Source organism: Pseudomonas sp. RSB 5.4, from assembly GCF_037126175.1.
In the GTDB taxonomy this organism is placed as follows: domain Bacteria; phylum Pseudomonadota; class Gammaproteobacteria; order Pseudomonadales; family Pseudomonadaceae; genus Aquipseudomonas; species Aquipseudomonas fluorescens_H.
The window spans coordinates 3194976-3218789 of record NZ_CP146986.1; the positions used below are offsets into that span (position 1 = coordinate 3194976).

At 61.0% G+C, this 23814-nt stretch carries 15 protein-coding genes; 10 read left to right on the plus strand and 5 right to left on the minus strand.

The features are described from left to right. The first annotated feature begins 173 nt into the window (after positions 1-173). The 6 genes from V9L13_RS14385 (at position 174) to V9L13_RS14410 (ending at position 15012) form a co-directional block, all read left to right on the plus strand. Positions 174-4706 carry a SpvB/TcaC N-terminal domain-containing protein gene (locus V9L13_RS14385; protein ID WP_338799864.1) on the plus strand — a complete coding sequence of 1511 codons (4533 nt, stop codon included), beginning with the start codon at positions 174-176 and terminating at the stop codon, positions 4704-4706. Then, entirely contained in the window at positions 4706-7420 is a 2715-nt protein-coding gene (locus V9L13_RS14390; RefSeq protein WP_338799865.1) for an RHS repeat-associated core domain-containing protein, read from the plus strand. The genes V9L13_RS14385 and V9L13_RS14390 overlap by 1 nt, the downstream gene beginning before the upstream one ends. A gap of 27 nt (positions 7421-7447) precedes the next feature. Then, the gene (locus V9L13_RS14395) at positions 7448-10270 is read left to right on the plus strand and encodes an RHS repeat-associated core domain-containing protein (RefSeq protein WP_338799866.1); all 2823 of its coding nucleotides are present in this window, start codon (positions 7448-7450) and stop codon (positions 10268-10270) included. Positions 10271-10347: 77 nt separating this feature from the next. Beyond that, on the plus strand, positions 10348-12108 hold the full coding sequence (locus V9L13_RS14400; RefSeq protein ID WP_338799867.1) for an ATP-binding protein: 1761 nt from the start codon (positions 10348-10350) through the stop codon (positions 12106-12108). Next, positions 12108-13436, plus strand: a complete 1329-nt coding sequence (locus V9L13_RS14405) for a sigma-54 dependent transcriptional regulator (RefSeq protein ID WP_338799868.1) — start codon at positions 12108-12110, stop codon at positions 13434-13436. Before V9L13_RS14400 ends, V9L13_RS14405 begins: the two co-directional genes overlap by 1 nt. A gap of 256 nt (positions 13437-13692) precedes the next feature. Then, complete coding sequence (locus V9L13_RS14410; protein ID WP_003227623.1) at positions 13693-15012, plus strand: MFS transporter; 1320 nt, start codon at positions 13693-13695, stop codon at positions 15010-15012. Between the two features lie 111 nt (positions 15013-15123). On the opposite strand, the gene V9L13_RS14415 is transcribed toward V9L13_RS14410, so the two are convergent. Continuing rightward, positions 15124-15879, minus strand: coding sequence for a hypothetical protein (locus V9L13_RS14415; RefSeq protein WP_226499504.1), 756 nt, complete (start codon positions 15877-15879; stop codon positions 15124-15126). 342 nt (positions 15880-16221) lie between these two features. On the opposite strand from V9L13_RS14415, the gene V9L13_RS14420 reads away from it, so the two are divergent. Next, positions 16222-16455, plus strand: a complete 234-nt coding sequence (locus V9L13_RS14420; protein ID WP_003227625.1) for a hypothetical protein — start codon at positions 16222-16224, stop codon at positions 16453-16455. Between the two features lie 263 nt (positions 16456-16718). Beyond that, entirely contained in the window at positions 16719-17348 is a 630-nt protein-coding gene (locus tag V9L13_RS14425; RefSeq protein ID WP_003227627.1) for a flavin reductase family protein, read from the plus strand. A 6-nt stretch (positions 17349-17354) separates the two neighbouring features. Here V9L13_RS14425 and V9L13_RS14430 read toward each other — a convergent pair whose 3' ends face one another. Further along, positions 17355-17597: a hypothetical protein gene (locus V9L13_RS14430; protein ID WP_103486312.1), complete on the minus strand. Its 243-nt coding sequence runs from the start codon at positions 17595-17597 to the stop codon at positions 17355-17357. Positions 17598-17640: 43 nt separating this feature from the next. Beyond that, a complete protein-coding gene (locus V9L13_RS14435; protein ID WP_338799869.1) occupies positions 17641-17994 on the minus strand; it encodes an antibiotic biosynthesis monooxygenase family protein in 354 nt (117 codons plus the stop codon). 430 nt (positions 17995-18424) lie between these two features. On the opposite strand from V9L13_RS14435, the gene V9L13_RS14440 reads away from it, so the two are divergent. Then, positions 18425-19354 (plus strand): AraC family transcriptional regulator, encoded by a 930-nt coding sequence (locus V9L13_RS14440; RefSeq protein ID WP_003227633.1) that lies wholly within the window; start codon positions 18425-18427, stop codon positions 19352-19354. Between the two features lie 162 nt (positions 19355-19516). Here V9L13_RS14440 and V9L13_RS14445 read toward each other — a convergent pair whose 3' ends face one another. Beyond that, positions 19517-20965: an aldehyde dehydrogenase family protein gene (locus tag V9L13_RS14445; protein ID WP_338802872.1), complete on the minus strand. Its 1449-nt coding sequence runs from the start codon at positions 20963-20965 to the stop codon at positions 19517-19519. Beyond that, a complete protein-coding gene (locus V9L13_RS14450; protein WP_338799870.1) occupies positions 20965-22602 on the minus strand; it encodes a 5-guanidino-2-oxopentanoate decarboxylase in 1638 nt (545 codons plus the stop codon). The genes V9L13_RS14445 and V9L13_RS14450 overlap by 1 nt, the downstream gene beginning before the upstream one ends. 228 nt (positions 22603-22830) lie before the next feature. Here V9L13_RS14450 and V9L13_RS14455 point away from each other — a divergent pair, with 228 nt between their 5' ends. Next, positions 22831-23712: a LysR substrate-binding domain-containing protein gene (locus V9L13_RS14455; protein ID WP_103486315.1), complete on the plus strand. Its 882-nt coding sequence runs from the start codon at positions 22831-22833 to the stop codon at positions 23710-23712. The last annotated feature ends 102 nt before the right edge of the window (positions 23713-23814 follow it).

Here is a 23814-nt window from a genome sequence, read left to right on the forward strand (position 1 = left end):
ACAAGGCCGGCCCGTCATACGACGGGCCGGCCTTTTTTGTGCGCGCATGCCCGTGTGGCCGCCCTGCACATTAATGGCTATTTGGCACCTGTCAGATCTGACAGGTTACGAAATGTCCACTTGTTGGTAGCGTCTGGCCACGCACGTGCTTCGCGTGTGCAATGGATCCGACCATGGCTGATCAAGAGCTGAGTATCATCACCCCGTCCATCGCCAGCAGTGCGTCGATCACCATGATCGGCAAAAGCTGGGGGGCGGTTGGCGCCACTGGCGCGGCTTCCTTTGAACTGCCACTGCCGCTGTCCTCCGGTCGTGGCTGGGACCCACGGCTGTTACTGAGTTACAGCAATCAGGCCGGCAACGGGCCGTTCGGCATCGGCTGGAGTCTGGGTATTGGTCAGATCAGCCGTCGTACCGCAAAAGGGGTACCGCGTTATAGCGATCTCGATGAAATCATCGGTGACGATGGTGAGGTGTGGCTGCCGGAACTCAACGATGACGGCACACTAAAGTCGCGCCTTGAAAATTCCTACAACGGAATTGAAATCGGCTATCACAACGTGGTGCGTTACTGGTCGCGGGTCGAACGTGACTTTGCGCTCCGCGAGCGCTGGCAACGTGCGACAAAAACGGCAGCCGAGCCACCCTTCTGGCTGATCCACGGCGCAGACGGCTCATTGCAGGTGTACGGCAAGACCAGCGCCTCGCGCCGCGCCGATCCGGACGATCCACTACGCGTCGGCAGCTGGCTGCTATGCGAGAGCATGAACCCGCATGGCGAGCATATTTGCTTCGATTACCTGGCCGATGATCAGGACCCCGACCCGATTCACGATTATCGCGCTCAGCGCTACTTGCGCGCGGTGTTCTATGGCAACGTCACTGCCAGCCAGCATTTGTATAGTTGGACCGTGGATGATCCGGCCGAACTGGATTGGCATTTCCACCTGGTGTTCGACTACGGCGAGCGCACCCGCTCACTGACAGAGGCTCCGGTGTACGGTGGCGACAGTCTGGCAGTCTGGGATAAACGTCGGGATCCGTTCTCCACCTTCGGGCAGGGTTTCGAGCTGGGCACACGGCGCCTTTGCCGACAAATCCTGATGTTCCACAACTTCTCGCGACCTGTCGGTGAGGAGCCGCTGCTGGTGCAGCGGCTGCTGCTGGAATACCCGTTGCCCTCTGATCCGTGGACTTACAACCGGATCACCGCCGCTCATTATCAGGCCTTCGATGCCAGCGGCGCGCTGGAGACGACACCGCCGGTGGAGTTTGATTACTCGCCCTTCGAGATCAACAAAGCCCCGACCCGGATGTTCGCCGAAGACAACATGCCGGGTATTGAGGATGGGCAGTTTTATCAGTGCGTGGATCTGTACGGCGAAGGTGTACCGGGTTTTCTCTGCCGCGACGATCAGTGGTGGTATTACCGCGAACCGCGACGTGCAACGTCTGGACCAGACGCCATCACCTATGCGACCTGGAATGAACTGGAACGGATCCCGATGGCCAGGCGCGACGCCGCCGCCCAGCAGATCTTGCTCGACCTGATCGGCAACGGGCGGCTGGACTGGATCGTTGCCCAACCGGGCAGCAGCGGGTATCGCACGTTGAATGCCGACCGCAGTTGGGCACCGTTCATCGAGTTTGCCGGTATGCCGCTGGAGTTTTTCAACACTCTTTCGCAGCTCGGTGACCTGGTCGGTGATGGCCTCAACTCGCTGGCACTGATCGGTCCGCGCGCGGTGCGCTTGTATGCCAATCGACGGGAGCAGGGTTTTTCCAGCGCCGAAGAGGTGCCTCGCAAAGTCGATGAGGACAGTTTGCCGCTGTTCGGCAACGCGCCCACAGAACTGGTGCTTTTGGGCAACATGCTCGGCAGTGACATGAGCGAGCTGTGCCGGATCCGCCACAACGAAATCAAATGCTGGCCCAATCTGGGGCATGGCAAATTCGGCGAAGGCCGGATGATCAGTGCCCTGCCCTTCCTGTATGACGAATTCAACGTCGAGCAAGTGCGAATCGCCGACATCGACGGCTCTGGTGCGCCGGCCCTGTTTTATCTGAAAAGCGCCGGCTTCGAGATCTACCTCAATCGTGGCGGCAATGGCCTGGAACAAACGCCGGTCTTCGTGCCGTGGCCGGAAGGCGTGAGCTACGACCGCCTGTGTCAGGTCAGTTTCGCCGACCTGCAAGGCCTGGGTTGTGCCAGCCTGATCCTGACGGTGCCGCACATGAACCCGCAGCACTGGCGCTACGACTTTGTCGCGGCCAAGCCTTACTTGCTGACCGCTACCAACAACAACATGGGCTGCGCCACGCAGGTGGTCTACCGCAGCTCAGCCCAGGAGTGGCTGGACGAAAAACAGCAGTGGCTTACCGACCATCCCGACCAAACGCCGGTGTGCCATCTACCGTTCGCGGTTCAAGTCGTCAGCCGGCAACGCCAGCTGGATGAAATTACCGGTAATTGCCTGACGCAATCATGCCTCTATCGCGAAGGCGTCTACGACAGCATCGAGCGTGAATTTCGGGGCTTCGGTTACCGGGAACAGACCGACAGCGAACGTGCCACAGGCGATGAAGAACTCGGGTTCACAGCACCGGTGCGCATCTGTACCTGGTACCTGACCGGGCAGGCGATGGACCGGCCAAGACACGGCTACTTCAACGGTGACAGTGAGGCCGCTGACCTGCGACCAACAGTCTTCAGCCGCTATCACGACAGTGATGAATACGATGAACCGGTCACGCCAGACGACGAAGACGTACGCTATAAAATCGCACGCGCGCTGGTCGGTGCCGTCGCCCGCATCGAAACCTGGACCGGTACTGACGAGCCAGCCAATGCACGGCTCTACGCCGTAGAAGAATTTCGTTACCTGGTGCGTAATGTCCAGCCCGCCGACTTGCGAGAGCCGGCAGGCGTGCTGCTGGTACAGCCCCTGGAAAAAATCAGCTATCAGTACGATGGTTTCATTGACGACCCGTTATGCCGCCATGAAGTCTTGATCAACAGCAGCAAATACGGCCACGCCACGCACAGCCTGACCATCAGCTATGCGCGACGGCGTCTGCCCGGCGATCCACCGCCCTTCAGCGACCCGGACGAGCAACAGTGGTGGCAGGACGCGCATGATCCGGCGCAGCAGTTTTTTTATCTCAACGAAACGCGCGCGAATGCGATTGATCTGGACGAGAAGCTCTATGAATGGCGACTGGGCCTGCCTTGGCAGCAGCGCAGCAACGCGCTGGTAATGCCCAAAGGTGATCTGCCATCGGGCCTCAGTCCGCAACAGGTGACATGGGATTTACTCAAGGAACATGTTCGCTCGCCCGAGTGGAACGCCCTCCGGGTGCTGACCGGGCAAACCGTACAGCGCTATTACAAAACGATAGATGGCAGCTTGTTGCCCGACGGCTCAGCCGACTTCGAAGCGCTGACCGCGCCGATGGAACTGGCGCAGTTTGACCAGACTGCCCTTGCCGCCTACGACGTTCTGCCGCCCCCGTTCGATATCCTGCAGGAGCTGGCGCAAATCGGTTACACACCGATGCCGCTGCTGTTCGAAGACACGGCGGTAAACGCGGACGCAGAAAGCCTCTGGTCCGCGCATTACAACTACGCGAAATACGCCGCTGCCAAGGAATTCTTCCGGGTACTTGAATACCGCGAAACCCTGAGCCACGGCTGGACCAAGGCGCAGTACGACGAGTATCGCCTGCTGATCATCAGCGTCGAACTGCCGGATGGCTGCATCACCCGCTGCGAATACGACTACCACGCCCTGCAGCCGGTGCGCATCATTGATGCCAACGAGAACATTCAGGAAGCGCTTTACGAACCTTCCGGCCAACCGTTGGCGACCAGTTTCCACGGCACCGAAAACGCTGTCGCCGCCGGTTTCCGCCCGCTCAGCGAATACGTGCGCCCGGTAGATCCAGGTCCGGATGCTGCCATTGCCGACCCGCAAGCAGCCGTGCAAAAAGCTGCCAGTACCTTGCGCAAGAATTTGTTCAGCTGGATGGGACAGTTGCCTGCGGCGGTCAATGCGACGCCGCAGCTGCTTGACCAATGGCTGGCCAGCGGCGATGTGTTGCCGAGCCTGCACATTCGCACCAGCGCACGCCGAAGGCTGGCGCAGTTGACGTCGCCGACTCCCGCCGAACAGGCACTGCGCGAACTCATCGGCATGATTGCGCGCATACCGGTGCACAGCGTGGTGCTTAGCGCCGACCGCTACCCCGATGACTCCGTGGCAGCCCAAGTGCAGATCATCATCAGCTACGTGGACGGCTTTGGCCGAGCGTTGCAAACCCTGCAACGGGTCGAGCCCGGAATCGCCTATGCGGTGGCTGCCGATGGGTCGCTGATCGTTGATCGCGGGCAGTTGCGCGAGGAGCACGCCGCGTCGCGCTGGCGAGTCAGTGCACGGGTCGAATACAACAACAAGGGGCTGGCGGTACGGCAGTTCCGGCCGTTTTTTGCCGACACCCATGGCTACGTCAATGATCAATCCCTGCGACGGTACGGTTACTTCGATCAACTGTTCTATGACCCGCTCGGGCGTCCGGTCAAGCTGATCAACGCCAAGGGCTATTTTTCTCTCGAGGGCTACCATCCGTGGTATCAGACCAAACATGATTTCAACGACACCGACGAATCCGCTGAGCCGGAATCGACATCACCATGGACGCTGCACTGATGAACGCCAACCTCCATCGGCGCACGCCGTCGCTCGTCGTGATCGACAGTCGCGGCTTGCCGTTGCGTCAGGTTGCCTATCTGCGCGCGCTGGCCGGTGCGACTGCCGAGGCTTTGGTGACGCGCCAGCAGCACGATATTGCCGGGCGTCTGGTGGCACAGTTCGATCCGCGCCTGAGCGCTCCGAGCGTTATCAGCATTCATGACCTCAACGGCCAGCCACTCAAGGTCAGCAGCGTCGATGCCGGCTGGCGCCTGAGCCTGCCCGGGCTGGCCGGACAAGCCTTGCAGCGCTGGGACGCGCGCGGTGTGCACTGGAGCAGCCGCTACGATGAGTTGCTGCGCCTGGTGGCGATCAGCAACAGCGCCGAGCCGCTCAGTGACACCTTCACCTATGCCGATGCCAGTGCCCAGGCCGATCACAATCAGCGCGGACAATTGCTGGAACAGGTCGACCCGTCCGGCAGCCTGCACCTGGGCAGCTACAGCCTGACCGGTCAGCCACTGCGCGAAAGCCGCACCTTTGCCGACGCCCGGGTGTTTGTCAGCCAGCGTCATGTCAGCCCGCTGGGCGCAGTGCTGGAACAGACCGACGCTGGCGGCCACCGCCAGCAATCGCGCTACGACGTCGCCGGTCAGCTCAAGCAGTTGCAACTGCTGCTGGCCGGCGACGACGACTGGCAGGACGTGTTGCTCGACATGCACTTCAACGCCGTCGGACAAATCATCGAACAACAGACCGGCAATGGCATCGTCAGCCACTGGGACTACGAGCCAACCACTGGGCGTCTGCAGCGGCACTGGGCGCAAAAAGGTGCGCAGCCGCCCCTGCAGGACATCAGCTATGAATACGATCCGGTCGGCAACCCGACACGCATCCTCGACAACGCGTTCACGCCCAGCCACTTCGCCAACCAGCGGGTCGACGGCGAACGTGCGTTCCGTTACGACTCGCTGTATCGCCTGATCAGCGCCAGCGGTTACGACGACGCGGCCCCCAGCGACCTCCCCGGCCGACCGCAGCCGAGCGACCCCAACGACCGGCGCAATTACCTGCAGACCTACCGCTACGATAACGGCGGCAACCTGACGCAACTGTGCCATGTACGCGACGGTGCCTGTCAGACCCGTCAGATGCGTATCGACCCTGCAAGCAATCGCGGTGTGCGCTGGAAAGAAGGTGATCCCGCACCGGATTTCGATCAGCTATTCGACCGTCACGGCAACCTGATGGCCCTGCAACCGGGACAGGCACTGCGCTGGGACGCCCGCGATCAACTGGCCTCGGTGACCCTGGTTCACCGCGAAAACGGCCTGGATGACGCCGAGTTCTATCAATACAGCCAAGGCGCGCGCGTCTACAAACGCCATGACACCTACAGCGGTTCCAACCGGCATTTCCACGAGGTGCGCTATCTGCCCGGACTGGAGATCCGCAGCCAGGACAACGGTGAGGAGCTGCACGTCATCAGCCTCGCCGCCGGCGCAGGCCATGTCAGTTGTCTGCATTGGCTCAGCGGCAAACCGCCGGGCATCGCCGACAACCAGTTGCGTTACACCCTCGATGATCACCTGGGCTCGTGCGTGATGGAACTGGACCAGCAGGCACGCCTGATCAGCCACGAAGGCTATTACCCGTTCGGCGCGACCGCGTGGATGAGCGCCGACTCGGCTGTCGAGGTTGACTACAAGACACTGCGCTATTCAGGCAAGGAAATGGATGTCAGCGGGTTGTATTACTACGGTGCGCGGTATTACGCGACATGGTTGCAACGCTGGGTCAGTGCGGATCCGGCATGGGATGTGGACGGGCTGAATCTGTTTGAATTCGTTGGCAATAATCCGCTGCGCTATTTCGATGCGCAGGGGCACCAGCGAACCTCATCCGAGCTATTAGCAGTCGTGGCGGACTATGAGAATTTGCTCGCCACTGTCACAAAAGAACTGGATAAATCGATCTATCAATTCAACCACTTGAACTCCGTCAAGGATATCTACCTCTCCAGTGGCAAGAAGGCTGCCCTGACCCTGCTCAATGTTCTGGCCTCCTCCCTCACCGCAGCTACAGCGTTTGCCGGCGGTACGGTCGCAGGAACATTGCTGACGTTTAACCCGGTCACAGGCGTCGCCATTGGTATAGGCACCGCAGCACTGGCCGCTGACATTACAGGCGCACAAATCGACAAACTCGGCGAGGACAACGCTTTCGGCTATGCACTTTTGCCCGATAGTGCAGATTACGACGTGGGTCGTCTGAACATGGAAGCCAAACCCAAAAGCTGGAGGTCGAGAATAAAATCCGTGTTCTCAAAATATGCCCCGGACAGTATCGACGGAAACAAGGAAATATTAATTGCAGGCGGCATCGGAGCCGCTGATACGCTAACGGGCGGCACTCATCTGGAAAAACTTCTGGCCTTCTTCCGTCTCAGTGTCGAAGTGACCGAAGCACTCAATGATTCGCTGGGGCAACGCGACCTGGATCTGGTTGAACAAGGTATAGAACTGGTCGCCGACCACCTCAATTCCCGCAAGGAACTGTCGGACCAGGCACTGGAAGACCTGGAAGGTCTCGGTCGAGAAAACATAGCCACGGCACAGGGCACCCGCTACCGTCTCGCGCAGAGTGAAACCGCCGTTCTGAGCAAGATGAATCGTGTCCTTGAGTTACTGCCTAGAGTGTCTGCACACATGCAACAGAAAAGAGCGGCCTGAAATGAATCACTGCACGCAGGTGCGCGCATGAATCCTTCAGTGCACTGGCGAACACCTGCTCTGTCGGCTCACGATCCCAGAGGGCTGCCGGTCAGAAACGTTGCTTACCTGCGGGCGGTGACGGGTGCCCAAGTCGAATCCCAGATCACCCGCCAACGCCACGCCCCCAACGGTCGCCTGATCGAACAATGGGACCCGTGCCTCCCGGTGCCCTGCCTGACCACGGCCTACCGTCTGGGCGGCGAACCACTGAAAGTCAACAGCGTCGATTCCGGCTGGCGCGTAAATCTGCCCGGTCTGGCCGGTGAGGTGCTGCAACACCACGACCAGCGCGGCCCGCAATGGCGCTATCGCTACGATCCGATGATGCGGTTGATCGCCGTCGATCAAGACGCGCAAGTCAATGTCGAGCGTTATACCTATGCCGACCACGATGCCGACCCGGGATATAACCTGCGCGGTGAGCTGAGCGAAAGCGCCGACCCGGGCGCCACGGTGGTGATCGACGGCTACAGTCAGCAGGGCAAGGCAGTGAGTGAGACCCGTACGCTGTCGGGCGAGACGGCGGCTTTCATCACTCGTATGGATTTCGATGCGCACGGCAATGTGGTGCAAGTCACCGACGCCGGTGGTCACCGGCAATGCTCGGGCTACGATGTCGCCGGCCAGTTACGTCAGGTATCGCTGTGGATAGCCGGAGCTGATGCGGCACAGCCGGTGGTCGACGCAGCCACGTACAACGCCTCCGGCCAACCACTTGAACAACTGGCCGGCAATGGTGTTCGCAGCCGCCGCGTGTACGATCCCGCTGACGGTCGCCTGCTGAATCTGCTGGCCTGCAAGGATCAGGAAAAACCGCTGCAGGATTTGCACTACACCTATGACCCGATCGGTAATGTCCTGCGTATCGAGGACCGCACCCTGGCCACGGTGTATTTCGCCAATCAGCGCGTCGATGGTGATCGTCACTTTGTCTACGATTCGTTGTATCGACTGAGCGAAAGTCGTGGCTTCGAGGGCCAGATCCCGCAACAGTCACCAGGTTTGCCGCAACCGATCGAGCCCATCGACCCGGGACGGCGTTTTAACTACAGCGAGCAGTATCACTACGACGCGGGAAATAACCTCGTCGAACTGGTGCATGTGCGCAAAGGCCACAACTTCACGCAACAGATGAAAATCGCCCCCGACAGCAATCGGGGGCTGCGCTGCCAACCCGCCGACCCCGAACCGGTGTTCGGCGACTACTTTGACCGCCACGGCAACCAGCTGAAACTGCAGCACGGCGGCCTGCCACTGGAGTGGGACAGTTACGATCAACTGGCCCGCGCCACCCTGCTGCAACACAGCAACGGCCTGCCCGACGACGATGAAATCTACCGCTACAGCCAGGGTCAGCGCGTCTCCAAATGCACGCTGAGCCATACGCCGTCGCTCACCCATCGCCGCGAGGTGCGTTACCTGCCAGGTCTGGAAATCCACAGCCGCAGCGACGGCCAGCAACTGCATGTCATCGTGCTGCCGGGCGTGCGTTGCCTGCACTGGCTCAGTGGCCGACCGCCCGGCATCGAAGCGGATCAATTGCGCTACAGCCTTGATGACCATCTCGGTTCTTGCGCGCTGGAACTGGATCGGCATGCAGGCGTGATCAGCCTGGAGCATTACTACGCGTTCGGTGGAACAGCCTGGCTGGCGACTCGCTCGGCGTTGGAAGTCAGCTATAAAACCATCCGCTATTCAGGCCGGGAAATGGACAGCAGTGGCCTTTATTACTACGGCGCACGCTATTACGCAGCGTGGTTGCAGCGCTGGATCTGCGCTGACCCGGCAATGGATATCGACGGGTTGAATCTGTATGCGTTTGTCGCCAACAACCCGATTGGCCACATCGACACTGACGGCCAGAGCTTGGACAGTTTTCTCGAAACACCCGCTCAGCGCGATCAGAGAAAGGCACTGAGCGCAGAGAAAGAGCGACGTTACCGGGCTCGGGATAACCTGTCACAACAGGTCGGACGTCACCTGAACATTCTGGCGCTGTCGCTGCGCCGTGGTCTGGATGCCCAGCAACAGGTACTCAATCAGCGCTCGCCAGCGCAATTGACAGGTGCCGCCCTGCGTCGCACCGGTGTGCATGTGACAGGACAAATTGTGGCCTACGGTGGCGGCATTCTGGTCGGCATGGGCGCTCAGGCGCTGGGCGCCGTCGCTCCCGGCGCGGGCAACGTCGTTGGGGTCGCAATGGGCATTGGCGCGAAGAAACTGATCAGTGGATTGTGGGATTACGCCGCCGAGCGCACCGGCGCCAGTGCCTCTATCAAATTCAAGGCCAGCCGCCTGTCCAAGGAAAAAATTGTCGGGAAAGCCGAATATAAAACCATGGCACCGATCGAGTACCTGCAGCAAAAGTACGCAAAAATGATCCCCGATACGCAGAAGGGAGCGCTCAAGGCCTCCAAGGAAGCGACGTCCACCCTGATAAGTGTCGGTGCCAAGGAAATACTGCCGCAAGCCGCCGCCGAAATCAGCGCCACGGCGAGTGCACTTTTGGGTGCGGTTGAAATAGCCCATGAATTCGCCGGAGCCAGCCAAGAGCTCAGCGCTGAAAAAACTGCCAAGGGCATCGCCAATGTGAGTGGGTTGATCGATTATTTGTCCGCCAACATGCTCGACATTGAAAACGCCTTCGAAGCCGGTGGCTTCACGGCAATAAATACCTATGGGCTATTGGGCCGAAACGAAGGCGATACACCGCAAAATCTATGGCATGCCACGGCGGCCGTGATCAACGAGCTGGAATACACGCGCACCATGCTGCGCTCCAGATCCAGTCAGTTCACTGCAGTCTGATCCTGAGGCGTGAAGCGAACAGGATCGCCGGCCTCCATGCTATCGTGCCCGCCCGTCCCTTTATCCATTAGCCCAGCATGCTGCCGACTTCCCGTACCCTGCGTTTGTCGTTGTACACCCTGCTGATCATTGCTGGTGCGGCCATCGCCGCGACCCTTGCCATCCGCCACGCCGAACGTCAGGCGCTGGAGGAAGACGCCACCCGCGCCAGCCAGCAATTAGCGCTGTATGCCAACTCGCTGCACACCCTGATCGACCGCTATCGCGCCCTGCCCGCCGTGCTCGCGCTGGACCCGCAATTGCGCGGGGCGCTGGCCGGGCCGGTGGGCGCCGAACAACAGAACGCGTTGAATCTGAAGCTGGAGCAGATCAACGGCGCGGCGCAGTCCTCGACCCTCGAACTGCTCGATCACACCGGCCTCGCGGTGGCCGCCAGCAACTGGCGTCTGCCGAGCAGTTACGTCGGCCACAACTACGGTTTTCGTCCGTACTTCAGCCAGACCCGCACGCAGGGCAGCGGGCGCTTTTATGCGGTGGGCGTGACCAGCGGCATCCCCGGTTATTTTCTGTCCAGCGCGGTGCTCGGTGACAACGCCGAATTCCTCGGCGCGATGGTGGTCAAGCTCGAGTTCCCCGAGCTTGAGCGCGAATGGAGCCAAGGCAGCGACACGCTGCTGGTCAGCGATGCACGCGGGATCATCTTCATCGCCAACCAGCCTGGCTGGCGCTATCGCTCGTTGCGGCCGCTGGACAGCCGCGACATGGCCGAAATCAAGCGCACGCGGCAGTACGACAAACAATCGCTGATCCCGCTGACGCATTTGTCCCTGCGTCACTTCGACGACAACAGCGACCTGCGTCGGGTCGAAGGCCCGGACGGAACGGCGGATTACTTGTGGGAATCACTGCCGCTGGCCGCCGAAGGCTGGACCCTGCACCTGTTGCGGCGCCCGCAAGTGGCCTTCGAAGACTTGCGCAACGCCGGGCTGGCCGCGGCAGGAGTGTGGCTGGCGCTGGTGTTCCTGCTATTGTTCCTCAATCAGCGCTGGCGCCTGTCGAAAGTCCGTCAGCGCAACCGCGAGGAACTCGAACAGCTGGTCGAAGAACGCACCCGCGATCTGCGCACCGCACAGGATGGGCTGGTGCAATCGGCCAAGCTTGCCGCGCTGGGGCAGATGTCCGCCGCTCTCGCCCACGAAATCAATCAACCGCTGACCGCGCAACGCATGCAACTGGCGACGCTACGCTTGCTGCTCGAGCACGGCCGCGTCGATGATGCGTACAAGGCGCTCAAACCGGTGGACGACATGCTCACGCGCATGGCGTCGCTCACCGGCCACCTGAAAACCTTCGCCCGCAAGAGCCCCAGCGGCCTGCGCGAACGGCTGGATCTGGCGACCGTGGTTGATCAATCGCTGCAACTGCTCGACGCCCGCCTGCGCGACGAACAGGTCAGTCTGGTGCTGCACCTGACGCGTCCGGCCTGGGTGCGGGGTGACGCGATCCGCCTCGAGCAGGTGCTGATCAACCTGCTGCGCAATGCCCTCGATGCGATGCAGGGCAAACCGTGCAAGCGTCTGGAAATCCGCCTGGAGGCCGACGAGCAACTGTGGCGCCTGAGCGTGATCGACAACGGCGGCGGGATTGCCGAACAGCACTTGAACCAGGTGTTCGACCCGTTCTTCACCACCAAACCGGTGGGTGACGGTCTGGGCCTGGGGCTGGCGGTATCCTTTGCCATCGTGCATGAATCCGGCGGGCGTCTGAGCGTTGAAAATGGCGAGGCCGGCGCGGTGTTCAGCCTGACCCTGCCGATCGATCTGGAGGCACACATCTGATGCTCAACTCGGTGATGGTGGTCGATGACGAAAGCAGCATTCGCAGCGCTGTGGAGCAATGGCTGAGCCTGTCGGGGTTCGCGGTGCAGCTGTTCAGCCGCGCCGAAGATTGCCTTGCCGCACTGCCCAGCCACTTCCCCGGGGTGATCCTCAGCGATGTGCGCATGCCTGGGCTCAGTGGTCTGCAGTTGCTGGCCGAAGTGCAGCGCCGTGACAGCGATTTGCCGGTGATACTGCTGACCGGTCACGGCGATGTGCCGATGGCGGTCGAAGCCATGCGTGACGGCGCCTACGACTTTCTGGAAAAGCCGTTCAGCCCGGAAACCCTGCTCGGCAGCTTGCGCCGGGCACTCGACAAGCGGCGACTGGTATTGGAAAACCGCGCCCTGCACGAGCAGGCCGACCACCGCGCCAGACTCGATGCGACGCTGCTCGGCGTGTCCCGTGGCATGCAGACCTTGCGCCGACAGGTGCTGGATCTGGCAGCGTTGCCGGTCAACGTGTTGATCCGTGGCGAAACCGGCAGCGGCAAGGAATTGATCGCGCGTTGCCTGCATGATTTCGGCCCGCGCGCCGACAAGCCCTTCGTGGCGCTGAACTGCGCAGCGATCCCCGAGCAGTTGTTCGAAGCGGAATTGTTCGGCCATGAAAGCGGCGCATTCACCGGAGCGTCCGGCAAGCGCATCGGCAAGCTGGAATACGCCGACGGCGGCACGCTGTTTCTCGATGAGATCGAAAGCATGCCGCTGGCCCAGCAAGTGAAACTGCTGCGGGTGTTGCAGGAGCAGAAGCTGGAGCGGCTGGGGTCGAACCAGAGCATTCGCGTCGATCTGCGGATCGTCGCCGCGACCAAGCCTGATCTGCTGGATGAGGCCCGCGCCGGACGTTTTCGCGAAGACCTGGCGTATCGTCTGAACGTCGCCGAACTGCGACTGCCACCGCTGCGTGATCGGCGCGAAGACATTCCGCTGCTGTTCGAATCGTTCGCCTTCAGCGCTGCCCAGCGTCTGGGCCGCACCCTGCCGCCACTCACCGGGGCGCAATTGAGTCACCTGCTCAGCCACGACTGGCCGGGCAACGTGCGCGAACTGGCGAACGTCGCCGAGCGGCAGGTGCTGGGGCTGGATGAGCCGGTGCAAGGCATCGACCCGGGCCAGTCGCTCGCGGCGCAGCAGGAAGCGTTTGAAGCGCAGTGCCTGCGCGCGGCGCTGACCCGGCACAAGGGTGATGTGAAAGCGGTGCTGGAAGAGTTGCAGCTGCCGCGCCGGACCTTCAATGAAAAGCTGCAGCGGCATGGGTTGAGTCGCGAGATGTTTGTCAGCCCATAAGATCAAAAGATCGCAGCCTTCGGCAGCTCCTACAGGGAATCTGTAGGCGACTCTGAAACTGTAGGAGCTGCCGAAGGCTGCGATCTTTTGAGCGATTTTCCGCTCAATCAAATCAGGCAATAAGCGGATTTCCGCTCATCAACTCCCGCCACCCCCTCTAAACCGCCCCTCTCCCCGTTGGCACAGCTCCTGCTATAGCCCCGGCAGGCTGCGTTTCTACGCGCTCCACAAAAACAATTAAACGAAGGATCCTTCAATGGATAACTCCAACGCCCTGCCCCTTGGGTCGGCTGCCGCGCCCGCCAAACAAAGAACCACCGCCAGCCGGATCAAATCGATCTTCAGCGGCTCGGTCGGCAACATGGTCGAGTGGTACGACTGGTACGTCTACGCCGCCTTCTCGCTGTACTTCGCCAAGACCTTCTTCCCCGCCGGTTCCACCACCGCGCAACTGATGAACACCGCCGCGATCTTCGCCGTGGGCTTCCTGATGCGCCCGATCGGTGGCTGGCTGATGGGCCTGTACGCCGACAAGGTCGGTCGCAAGAAAGCCCTGATGGCTTCGGTCTACCTGATGTGCTTCGGCTCCTTGCTGATCGCCCTCAGCCCGAACTACGAAACCATCGGCATCGGCGCGCCGATCCTGCTGGTCTTCGCCCGACTGCTGCAAGGCCTGTCGGTCGGCGGCGAATACGGCACCTCGGCCACCTACCTCTCGGAGATGGCGACCAAGGAACGTCGCGGTTTCTTCTCCAGCTTCCAGTACGTGACCCTGATCTCCGGCCAGCTCATCGCGCTGGGCGTGCTGATCGTGCTGCAGAACATGCTGACCACCGAACAGCTGTATGCGTGGGGCTGGCGTATTCCGTTCGCCATCGGCGCACTGTGTGCGATCGTTGCGCTGTACCTGCGTCGCGGCATGGAAGAAACCGAGTCGTTCACCAAGAAAGAGAAGTCCAAGGAAAGCGCGATGCGCACCTTGATGCGTCACCCGAAAGAACTGCTGACCGTGGTCGGCCTGACCATGGGCGGTACGCTGGCGTTCTACACCTACACCACCTACATGCAGAAATACCTGGTGAACACCGTCGGCATGAGCATCTCCGACTCGACCACCATTTCCGCCGCCACGCTGTTCCTGTTCATGTGCCTGCAACCGATCATCGGCGGCCTGTCCGATAAAATCGGTCGTCGTCCGATCCTGATCGCCTTCGGCGTGCTCGGTACAATCTTCACCGTGCCGATCCTGATGACCCTGCACACCATCCAGACCTGGTGGGGCGCGTTCTTCCTGATCATGGCGGCACTGATCATCGTCAGCGGCTACACCTCGATCAACGCCGTGGTGAAAGCTGAACTGTTCCCGACCGAAATCCGCGCGCTGGGCGTCGGCCTGCCGTATGCACTGACCGTGTCGATCTTCGGCGGCACCGCCGAATACATCGCGCTGTGGTTCAAGAGCATCGGCATGGAGACCGGTTACTACTGGTACGTGACCGCGTGTATCGCAGTGTCGCTGCTGGTGTACATCACCATGAAAGACACGCAGAAACACTCGCGGATCGTGACTGACTGATCGGGTTTTCACAGCCACTGCAACGGTGGCTGTGATGGCCTCATCGCGAGCAGGCTCACTCCTACATTAATTGGTGTACGCCGCCCTGCTCGCGATTGGGGCGACTCGGTATCAGCTCAACTCGGCTACCGGCGGCTTGCCATAACGCTTCTGCGCATACGACGCGCCAACAATCATCACCAGCAGAATGCCCGCCAGCACCGCCGACGAGCCGATGGTGCCGAAGTCCAGGCCACCCTTTTCATGGGACTTGGTCATCAGGTCGCCCAGGGTTGCACCGAACGGCCGGGTCAGCACGAACGCCACCCAGAACAACAGCACCGACGAAATCTTCGTGAAGTATTTGAGCGCCACGACCACGGCAATGGTCGAGCCGATCAGCAGCGCGCCACCGGCAAAACCCAGGCCCGAATCATCGGCCAGGTAGTCACCGAGCGCCGTGCCCAGGGTGTTGGAAAACAGAATCGCCATCCAGTAGAACATTTCGCCACGGAAGGTCTGCACCTTGCTGACGTTCAACGAGTCGCCGCTCAGGCGCCAGGCCGTGAAGATCGCCAACAGAATCGCAATCAGGATCATCGATCCGGTGGCGTAGCCCAGTTCAAGGGTGCGATCCATGAAGTCGGACATGGTGGTGCCGGCGGTGCTGGTCGACAGAATCACGATCCAGTACAGCAGCGGCTTGTAGGTCTTGGCCATCAACTGGGTGACCAGGGTCAGCACAAACACGCTGATCAGGATCAACGAGCTCAGGGCGTAACCAACGTTGAGGGTCATCGAGAGCAAATCCCCCGCGGTTTCCCCCAAGGTCGTCGCGCAGATTTTCATGACCCAGAACGCCAGGGTGATTTGAGGCAGTTTGTTCATCGCAAGCAAAGCTCCAGTGTGGGACGGCCGGTTCTTGGTTTTCTGGCCGCGGGCAGACTGGCGTTGCGCCGGTGAAAAAGCGGTCGGCAACAGATGAAAAATCCGTCATATCGAGAAAAACAGCGATTAATCCCCCATTAATGCTGCCCTTGCATCCTGCATACACCTGATCGATTACCTGCGCGGCGTTCGCTCCAGAGACTGGAAGCCATTTAATGCGTCGCCCTTAATATCTATTTAATCGATTGCTTTTAGCATTAATTTGCGCTTTTCAATCAATTTAGTTGGCGTAGCATTAAACCCATGCAAGACACATCCGCCAACGAACCTGGAGTAAAGAACATGAAAACCAAACTGATCCTCGCCCTGACCCTGTCCGTACTGGCCGCCAACACCTTCGCTGCCGATGGCTCGGACAAAACCAAATCCTCCGACTTTATTACCGGCGGTTCCGCCGTCATCGAAACCAGCCACTCGGGCACTTACGCCGCAGATGGTTTTGATAAAACCAACATCGGCAAAACCGTTGCAGCTGACGGCTTCGACAAGACCGGTACTGCTGCAGCCATCAGCTAAGTATGAGCAGTTCTTCCACAGCCCGGCTTCGGCCGGGCTTAGTCATTTCTGAAACATCACATATTCTCAAATCCCCCAAATCCCCCAAATCCCCTGTAGGAGCTGCCGCAGGCTGCGATCTTTTGATTTTGTTTTTAAGATCAAGATCAAAAGATCGCAGCCTGCGGCAGCTCCTACAGGGGGATCAGCGTTTGACTGGAAATACGCGGAGCGTCCTTGCACTATGGCCGCATCCGAAACGCAGCCTCAGGAATTCATTCACCATGTCCGATGACATCCACTACTACGAACCCGCCAATGGCCACGGCCTGCCCCACGATCCGTTCAACGCCATCGTCGGCCCGCGCCCCATCGGCTGGATTTCTTCGCAGGATGCCCACGGCCAGCTGAATCTGGCGCCTTACAGCTTCTTCAACGCGTTCAACTACATTCCGCCGATCATTGGTTTTTCCAGTGTCGGGCGCAAAGACAGCCTGAACAACATCGAGCAGACCGGTGAATTCGCCTGGAACCTCGCCACCCGGCCGCTGGCCGAGCAGATGAACCAGAGCTGCGCGATGGTCGCGCCTGAGGTCAACGAGTTTGAATTGGCCGGGCTGACGCCGGTAGCGTCGAAGGTGATTGCGGTGCCACGAGTAGCCGAAAGCCCGGTGTCCTTCGAGTGCAAGGTCACACAGATCATTCAGTTGCAGCGTGCCGATGGCGAAACCGTGCCGAGCTGGCTGATTCTCGGCGAAGTGGTCGCCGTGCATATCGCCAAATGGCTGTTGAAGGACGGGATCTACGACACCGCCGCGGCAGAACCGATTCTGCGCGGCGGCGGGCCGGCGGATTACTTCCAGTTGGGGCCTGAAGCCCTGTTCAAGATGTGGCGCCCGGGTGCGGGCAAGTAAGCGCAGTTACCAGATCAGCTCGGCGTCATCGGTGACACCCTTGAGGCGGTCCAGCTCCTGGGTCGCCGCGTCATCGGCAGCGATGGCGCCGGGAAACACCTGATCACCCAGCAGTTTGTGGAAGCGTGGCGCACCGCCATCGACCAGGGCCTTGACCGCGATTGCCGCGTGATAACCCTTGTTGCCGCCCAACTCGACGGGGACGACTGCGGAGACTGCTTCGAAGTGTTCAAACTCTTTACGTGCCATGGCACACATCCTGGCTCAGACGAATAAGCCGGACATTAAACCCTCAACCGGCGAGTTTGTGTATCGGTGCCGGACATTGTCCGAGCGCCTGCGCCGCTGACACCTCTTTGAAGGTCTGGAAATCCAGGCTGTTGACCACCAGATCCTGGACCAACTCGGCAAAGATCTGCATCGACGGGCTGTTGAAATACGCGGTCATCGCCTGTTGATGGCTCCAGAAACCGGAGACCAGCCACAGCTCCGGATCGCATTGCGAATGCTGCAGGGCAAAGCTCAGGCAACCGGGGGCGGCGCGCGACGGTTCGATCAAGGCACTGAGGCGCACACCGAGTTCAGCGGAGCGTCCGGCGCGCGCTCGAACGAAGGCCATATGACTGACGGGAATCTGCTTGGACATGTTCAACCCTCCCAGGGAGTCGCGTGGCAGCCGGGGGACGGGCTGCGACAGGATCCAAGGTTAAGGGCCGCGCACAAGGCGCCGTTAGTCGATTCCTGCCGCTGCGTTGCACAATCCTGCGAGACTGCACAAAAGTCCGGCAACCACCACTAAAACCCTGTCACACCCCTGTCATACGCGTTTTGTGTAGGAGCTGCCGCAGGCTGCGATCTTTTGACTTTCGCTTTTAAAATCAAAAGATCGCAGCCTGCGGCAGCTCCTACAGGGGTATTCGCCGCAAGGGGTAAGGTGGCGGTCGCGGGCTGATGGCCGACGCGCAAAACCAGCCCATGCAGAATCAGGCAAGCATTTGACAGGATGTGTCTACCGCTCGCGCTTGCACAAACTTATGCTCTGCCCCATTCCAGATCCCTTGCCGAGGATGCCGTGCATGACGTCATTCGATCGTTTCCAAGCCCCGCCCGATGCCGACATGGAAAAACAGCGCGCAGAACTCGCGGCGATCATCCGTCGCAACACCACCGACGATGGCAGTTATGCGACCGCCATCGGCTCGCTGTTCATGTCGCGCCACACCCAATCCCACGACTTCGCCCCGGTACTCGCGCAACCGGCGCTGTGCATCATGGCTCAGGGTCGTAAAGAGGTGCGGCTGGCGGATGAGTACTTCAATTACGATCCGCTGAATTACCTGGTGGTCTCGGTCTCGATGCCGCTCAGCGGACGGGTGGTGAATGTCTCGCCGGAGGAGCCGATCCTCGCTGTGCGCCTGGACATCGACCCGGCGGAAATCACCGCACTGATCGCCGACGCCGGCCCGATGGGTGTGCCGACCCGGCCCACGGGACGCGGTCTGTATGTCGAGCAGATCGACAGTGCGATGCTCGACGCGGTGCTGCGGCTGGCGCGCCTGCTCGACGCGCCGAAAGACATCGCCATGCTCGCGCCGCTGATTCGCCGGGAGATTCTCTATCGCCTGCTGCGCAGTCCGCAGGGTCATCGCTTGTATGAAATCGCGATTGCCAACAGCCAGAGCCACCGCATCAGCCAGGCGATCAAATGGCTCAACGGCAACTTCGAGCAGCCGCTGCGCATCGATGATCTGGCGAAGGAAGTGAACCTCAGCGTCTCGACCCTGCATCACCGTTTCAAGGCAATGACGGCGATGAGTCCGTTGCAGTACCAGAAGCAGCTACGCCTGCAAGAGGCGCGACGCCTGATGCTGGCTGAAGGGCTGGAAGCGTCGGCCGCGGGCTATCGAGTCGGGTATGAAAGTCCGTCGCAGTTCAGCCGCGAGTACAGCCGCTTGTTTGGCGCGCCGCCGTTGCGGGATCTGGCGCGGTTGCGGCAGTCGGTCTGATCCGGAATCTGCTCTGCTGCGGCTGACGCTTTCGCGAGCAAGCCCGCTCCCACAGTGGACTAGTGTTGATCACACATCCAATGTGGGAGCGAGCTTGCTCGCGAAGAGGCCGGAATGCTCAGCAAAAAATCCGGATCAGATCGCTAAGACCCGACACGCCGTTCAGAGCGCCCGGATCACGTGCTTGATTTCCTGAAAAGCGGCCAGGCCCCACGGCCCCAATTCACGGCCGATGCTGCTCTGCTTGTAGCCACCCCAGGCGGTCTGCGGGAAGATCACCTGCGGCGCATTGATCCACACCAGCCCGGCCTGCAACGCATTCGCCACCCGATCTGCCGCAGCCGCATCGCGAGTCACCACACTGGCGACCAGCCCAAACTGGCTGTCGTTGGCCAAGGCAATCGCCTCGGCTTCTGAAGAGAAGCTGCGTACGCAGAGCACCGGGCCAAAGATCTCTTCACACCACAACGCACTGTCGAGGGGCACTTCGGTGAACACCGTCGGCTGCAGGAAATACCCGCGTGGCAGATCCGCCGGACGATTGCCGCCGCAGATCAATTTCGCCCCGGCGCTCAAGCCGCGATCGATGTGGCCGAGCACGCGCTGGTACTGCGCCTGATTGACCAGCGCGCCCATCTCCACTTCAGGATCGAACGGATCGGCCACGCGGATTTTTTCCGCGCGGGCCTGCAAACGGATCAGGAATTCGTCGGCCAGCTCATCGGCGACCAACACCCGACTGGTGGCCGAGCACATCTGCCCGGCGTTGAAGAATCCGCCGCCACAGGCCAGCTCCACCGCCAGTTCCAGATCGGCATCAGCCAGCACCAGCAGCGAAGATTTGCCCCCCAGTTCCAGGCTCACGCCCTTCACGGTTTCGGCGGCGCGTTGCATCACTTGCACGCCGACCGCGTTGCTGCCAGTGAAGGAGATCTTGGCGATGCGCGGATCCGCCGACAGCGGCGCACCGACCGCCAGACCGGTGCCGCACACCAGGTTGAACACGCCTTGGGGCAGACCGGATTCGGCGATGATCGCCGCCAGTTCCAGCTCCGGCAGCGGCGTGACTTCCGACGGTTTCAGCACCACACAGCAACCGGCGGCCAGCGCCGGCGCGAGTTTCCACGCGGTGGTGACCATCGGGAAATTCCACGGCACGATCAGCCCGACCACACCACACGGCTCACGCCGCAGACGCGCACTGAAGTCGTCGCTGGGCAGCACCACGTTGCTGTCCTGTTGCGCATCGAGACCTTCGGCGAGTTCGGCGTAATACTCGAACGTGGCGATCACGTCATCGACGTCGATGGACGCTTCGAACTGCGGTTTACCGTTGTTGCTCGACTGCAGCTGCATCAGGTGATCGCGACCGTTGCGCACGCCATTGGCGATGTTGCGCAGGATCGCACCACGTTCGGCACCGCTGGTTTTCGACCAGCTCTTGAACGCTTCAGTGGCTGCGCTGACGGCCAGATCAACCGCGCTTTCATCGCCGCCATTGACCGTGGTCAGCAGCGCTTCGGTGGCCGGGTTGATCACCCGCAGATGCTCGCGACCGGCGGACCATTGGCCGTTGATGTACAGGCCATCGAGTGTGGTTGGGAAATTGATCATTTGGCCACCGCCTGCATCCATTGAGTCTGGTCGATTTCAATCAGGGTCGGGCCCTGACGATCAGTGGCTGCACGCAGCGCACCACGCAGCTGTTCAACCGAGCTGATCGCTTCGGCGGCGCAGCCCAGGGCCTTGGCGACGCCGATGAAATCCGGGGTGTAGATATCGACGCCAACTGGCTCGATGGCACGGTTGACCATGTACTTCTTGATCTCTTCGTAGCCCTGGTTATTCCACAGCAGGACGATCACCGGCGTGCGCGCCTCAACCGCACTGGCCAGTTCCGGCAGGGTGAACTGCAAACCGCCATCGCCGATCAGGCACACCACTGGCGGGCGCGCGCCGCCCTTGATGCTGCCGCCGAGCCATGCGCCGATCGCCGCCGGCAAGGCGTAACCGAGGGTGCCGTAACCGGTGGACGAATTGAACCAGCGGCGCGGGTGATCCGGGTTGAACGTGAGGTTGCCGGTGTACACCGGTTGCGTGGAATCGCCGACGAACACCGCATCCGGCAGTTCATCAAGCACAGTGTCGAGAAAGAGGGTCTGGGCCAGGGTCGGCGCATCCCAGCTTGCGGCCAGTTCAGTGCGCAGTTGTGCGGCGCGAACCTGGCCCCAATCGCTGCTGCGTTCGGCGAGTTCTTGCTGTGCCAGCGCACTGAGCAGCGCTTGCGCGGCGTTGCGCGAATCGGCGACCAACGCCACGTGCGGCGGATAGTTGCGCACGGTCTGATCGGCGTCGATGTCGATGCGCAGCAACTTGCCGGGGATCTCGAAACCACCGGCGAAGGTGACGTCGTAATCGGTCTCCGCCAGCTCGGTGCCGATCGCCAGCACCACGTCGGCATCGGCCACCAGTGCACGGGTCGCGACCAGCGTTTGCGTCGAGCCGATCAGCAGCGGGTGGCTCGACGGCAACATGCCTTTGGCGTTGATGGTCAGTGCTACGGGGGCATCGAGGCGCTCGGCCAGTCGGGTCAGCTCAGGTGCGGCGTCGATGGCTCCGCCGCCAGCGAGAATCAGCGGACGCCTGGCGTTGGCCAGCAGCTCAGTCATGCGGCTGACGGCACTCGGTGCCGCACCGGCACGATCGATGCTCACCGGAACGCTGCCGAGCAATTCATCGGCCTCCTCGACCAGCACGTCCAGCGGAATTTCGATGTGCACCGGACGCGGGCGCCCGGCCTGGAACAGGGCGAAGGCACGCGCCAGCACGCCCGGCAATTCCGCAGCGGACATCAGGGTGTGAGAGAACGCAGCGACACCGCCGACCAGCGCGCTCTGGTTCGGCAACTCATGGAGCTTGCCACGACCGCCGCCCAACTGGCTGCGGGTCTGCACGCTGGAGATCACCAGCATCGGGATCGAGTCGGCGTAGGCCTGGCCCATCGCGGTGGTGATGTTGGTCATGCCCGGGCCGGTGATGATGAAGCACACACCCGGTTTGCCGCTGGTGCGCGCATAGCCGTCAGCCATGAAACCGGCACCCTGTTCATGCCGTGGAGTGACGTGGTTGATGCGCGAACGGGCCAGGCCGCGATACAGCTCAACGGTGTGCACCCCGGGAATGCCGAACACCTGCTCGACCCCGTAATCCTCGAGTAACTTGACCAGTACTTCGCCACACGTCGCCATGCCGATTGCCCTTCTTGTTGTTCAATACGCCGTGCCAGTGTGGGAGCGAGCTTGCTCGCGAAAGCGGTGTATCAGCCACATTGATGCTGAATAGAAAACCGTATTCGCGGGCAAGCTCGCTCCCACATCGATCCGGGTGGAATGGGCTCATTGAACGGGCGGCGAGTAGCGGCAACAATCGATTAAAAGTCATACTAGCCATGTCCTCACGTCATACCTCGGATCACCATGAAACGACTGCCTCCCCTGCCCGCCCTGCACACGTTTCTGATCACTGCGCAGTGCTGCAACTTCACCCGGGCGGCCGAGCAGTTGCACATCACCCAGGGCGCAGTGAGCCGGCAGATCGCCGGGCTGGAGGATCATCTCGGTTATGAGTTGTTCATTCGTCTGGCCCGAGGCCTTGAGCTGACCGCTGAAGGACGTGAGTGGCTGCCACGGGTGGAGAAGATCTTTGGCCTGATCAGCGAAGCGACCGAGCAGATCGGTCTCAAGCGGCAAACCCTGCAACTCAAGGCGCCGAGCTGCGTGATGCGCTGGCTGGTGCCGCGCCTGCTGCAGTGGCAAAAGGAACGCCCGGATGTGCCGGTCAAACTGACCACCACACTGGCCCACGGCGTGGACTTTCAGCGTGAGCCATTCGATGCCGCGGTGATCTACGGCACGCCGCCGGACAATTCGTCGACCGCCCTGCATCTGTTCGATGAACAACTGACGCCAGTCTGTTCGCCAGCGCTATTGAAGGGCCCACCGGCGCTGAGCGAACCGGCCGATCTGCAACAGCATCTGCTGCTGCATCCCACCCACGATATCCAGGACTGGACCGTGTGGCTGACAGCCGCCGGGTTGCAATTGAGCAATGTCGACACGGGGCAGCATTTCGAGACGCTGGATCAGGCGATGTCGATGGCCTCCCACGGGACGGGTGTGGCGATTGGCGACTGGTCGCTGATCGGCGATGACCTGCGCGCGGGGCGGCTGGTGATGCCGTTTGAGTTGAAGGTGAAGACGGGGCTGGGGTACTACGTGGTGATGCCGCAGGGTGGGGAAGCATCGCCGCAGTTGGAGGAGTTGATGATCTGGCTGGTGGAACAGGCGCATACCCGCTGAAACAAACAAATACCCCTGTGGGAGCGGGCTTGCTCGCGAAGGCGGAGTGTCAGTCACTTCAAATGTCGCTGACACACCGCCTTCGCGAGCAAGCCCGCTCCC

What these genes read in the sequence shown, in the direction of transcription:
- V9L13_RS14455 (WP_103486315.1), top strand. Translation starts at nt 22,831, where the DNA reads ATGAAACGACTGCCTCCCCTGCCCGCCCTGCACACGTTTCTGATCACT.
- V9L13_RS14440 (WP_003227633.1), top strand. Translation starts at nt 18,425, where the DNA reads ATGACGTCATTCGATCGTTTCCAAGCCCCGCCCGATGCCGACATGGAA.
- V9L13_RS14405 (WP_338799868.1), top strand. Translation starts at nt 12,108, where the DNA reads ATGCTCAACTCGGTGATGGTGGTCGATGACGAAAGCAGCATTCGCAGC.
- V9L13_RS14410 (WP_003227623.1), top strand. Translation starts at nt 13,693, where the DNA reads ATGGATAACTCCAACGCCCTGCCCCTTGGGTCGGCTGCCGCGCCCGCC.
- V9L13_RS14435 (WP_338799869.1), bottom strand. Translation starts at nt 17,994, where the DNA reads ATGTCCAAGCAGATTCCCGTCAGTCATATGGCCTTCGTTCGAGCGCGC.
- V9L13_RS14420 (WP_003227625.1), top strand. Translation starts at nt 16,222, where the DNA reads ATGAAAACCAAACTGATCCTCGCCCTGACCCTGTCCGTACTGGCCGCC.
- V9L13_RS14415 (WP_226499504.1), bottom strand. Translation starts at nt 15,879, where the DNA reads ATGAACAAACTGCCTCAAATCACCCTGGCGTTCTGGGTCATGAAAATC.
- V9L13_RS14400 (WP_338799867.1), top strand. Translation starts at nt 10,348, where the DNA reads ATGCTGCCGACTTCCCGTACCCTGCGTTTGTCGTTGTACACCCTGCTG.
- V9L13_RS14430 (WP_103486312.1), bottom strand. Translation starts at nt 17,597, where the DNA reads ATGGCACGTAAAGAGTTTGAACACTTCGAAGCAGTCTCCGCAGTCGTC.
- V9L13_RS14395 (WP_338799866.1), top strand. Translation starts at nt 7,448, where the DNA reads ATGAATCCTTCAGTGCACTGGCGAACACCTGCTCTGTCGGCTCACGAT.
- V9L13_RS14450 (WP_338799870.1), bottom strand. Translation starts at nt 22,602, where the DNA reads ATGGCGACGTGTGGCGAAGTACTGGTCAAGTTACTCGAGGATTACGGG.
- V9L13_RS14385 (WP_338799864.1), top strand. Translation starts at nt 174, where the DNA reads ATGGCTGATCAAGAGCTGAGTATCATCACCCCGTCCATCGCCAGCAGT.
- V9L13_RS14390 (WP_338799865.1), top strand. Translation starts at nt 4,706, where the DNA reads ATGAACGCCAACCTCCATCGGCGCACGCCGTCGCTCGTCGTGATCGAC.
- V9L13_RS14425 (WP_003227627.1), top strand. Translation starts at nt 16,719, where the DNA reads ATGTCCGATGACATCCACTACTACGAACCCGCCAATGGCCACGGCCTG.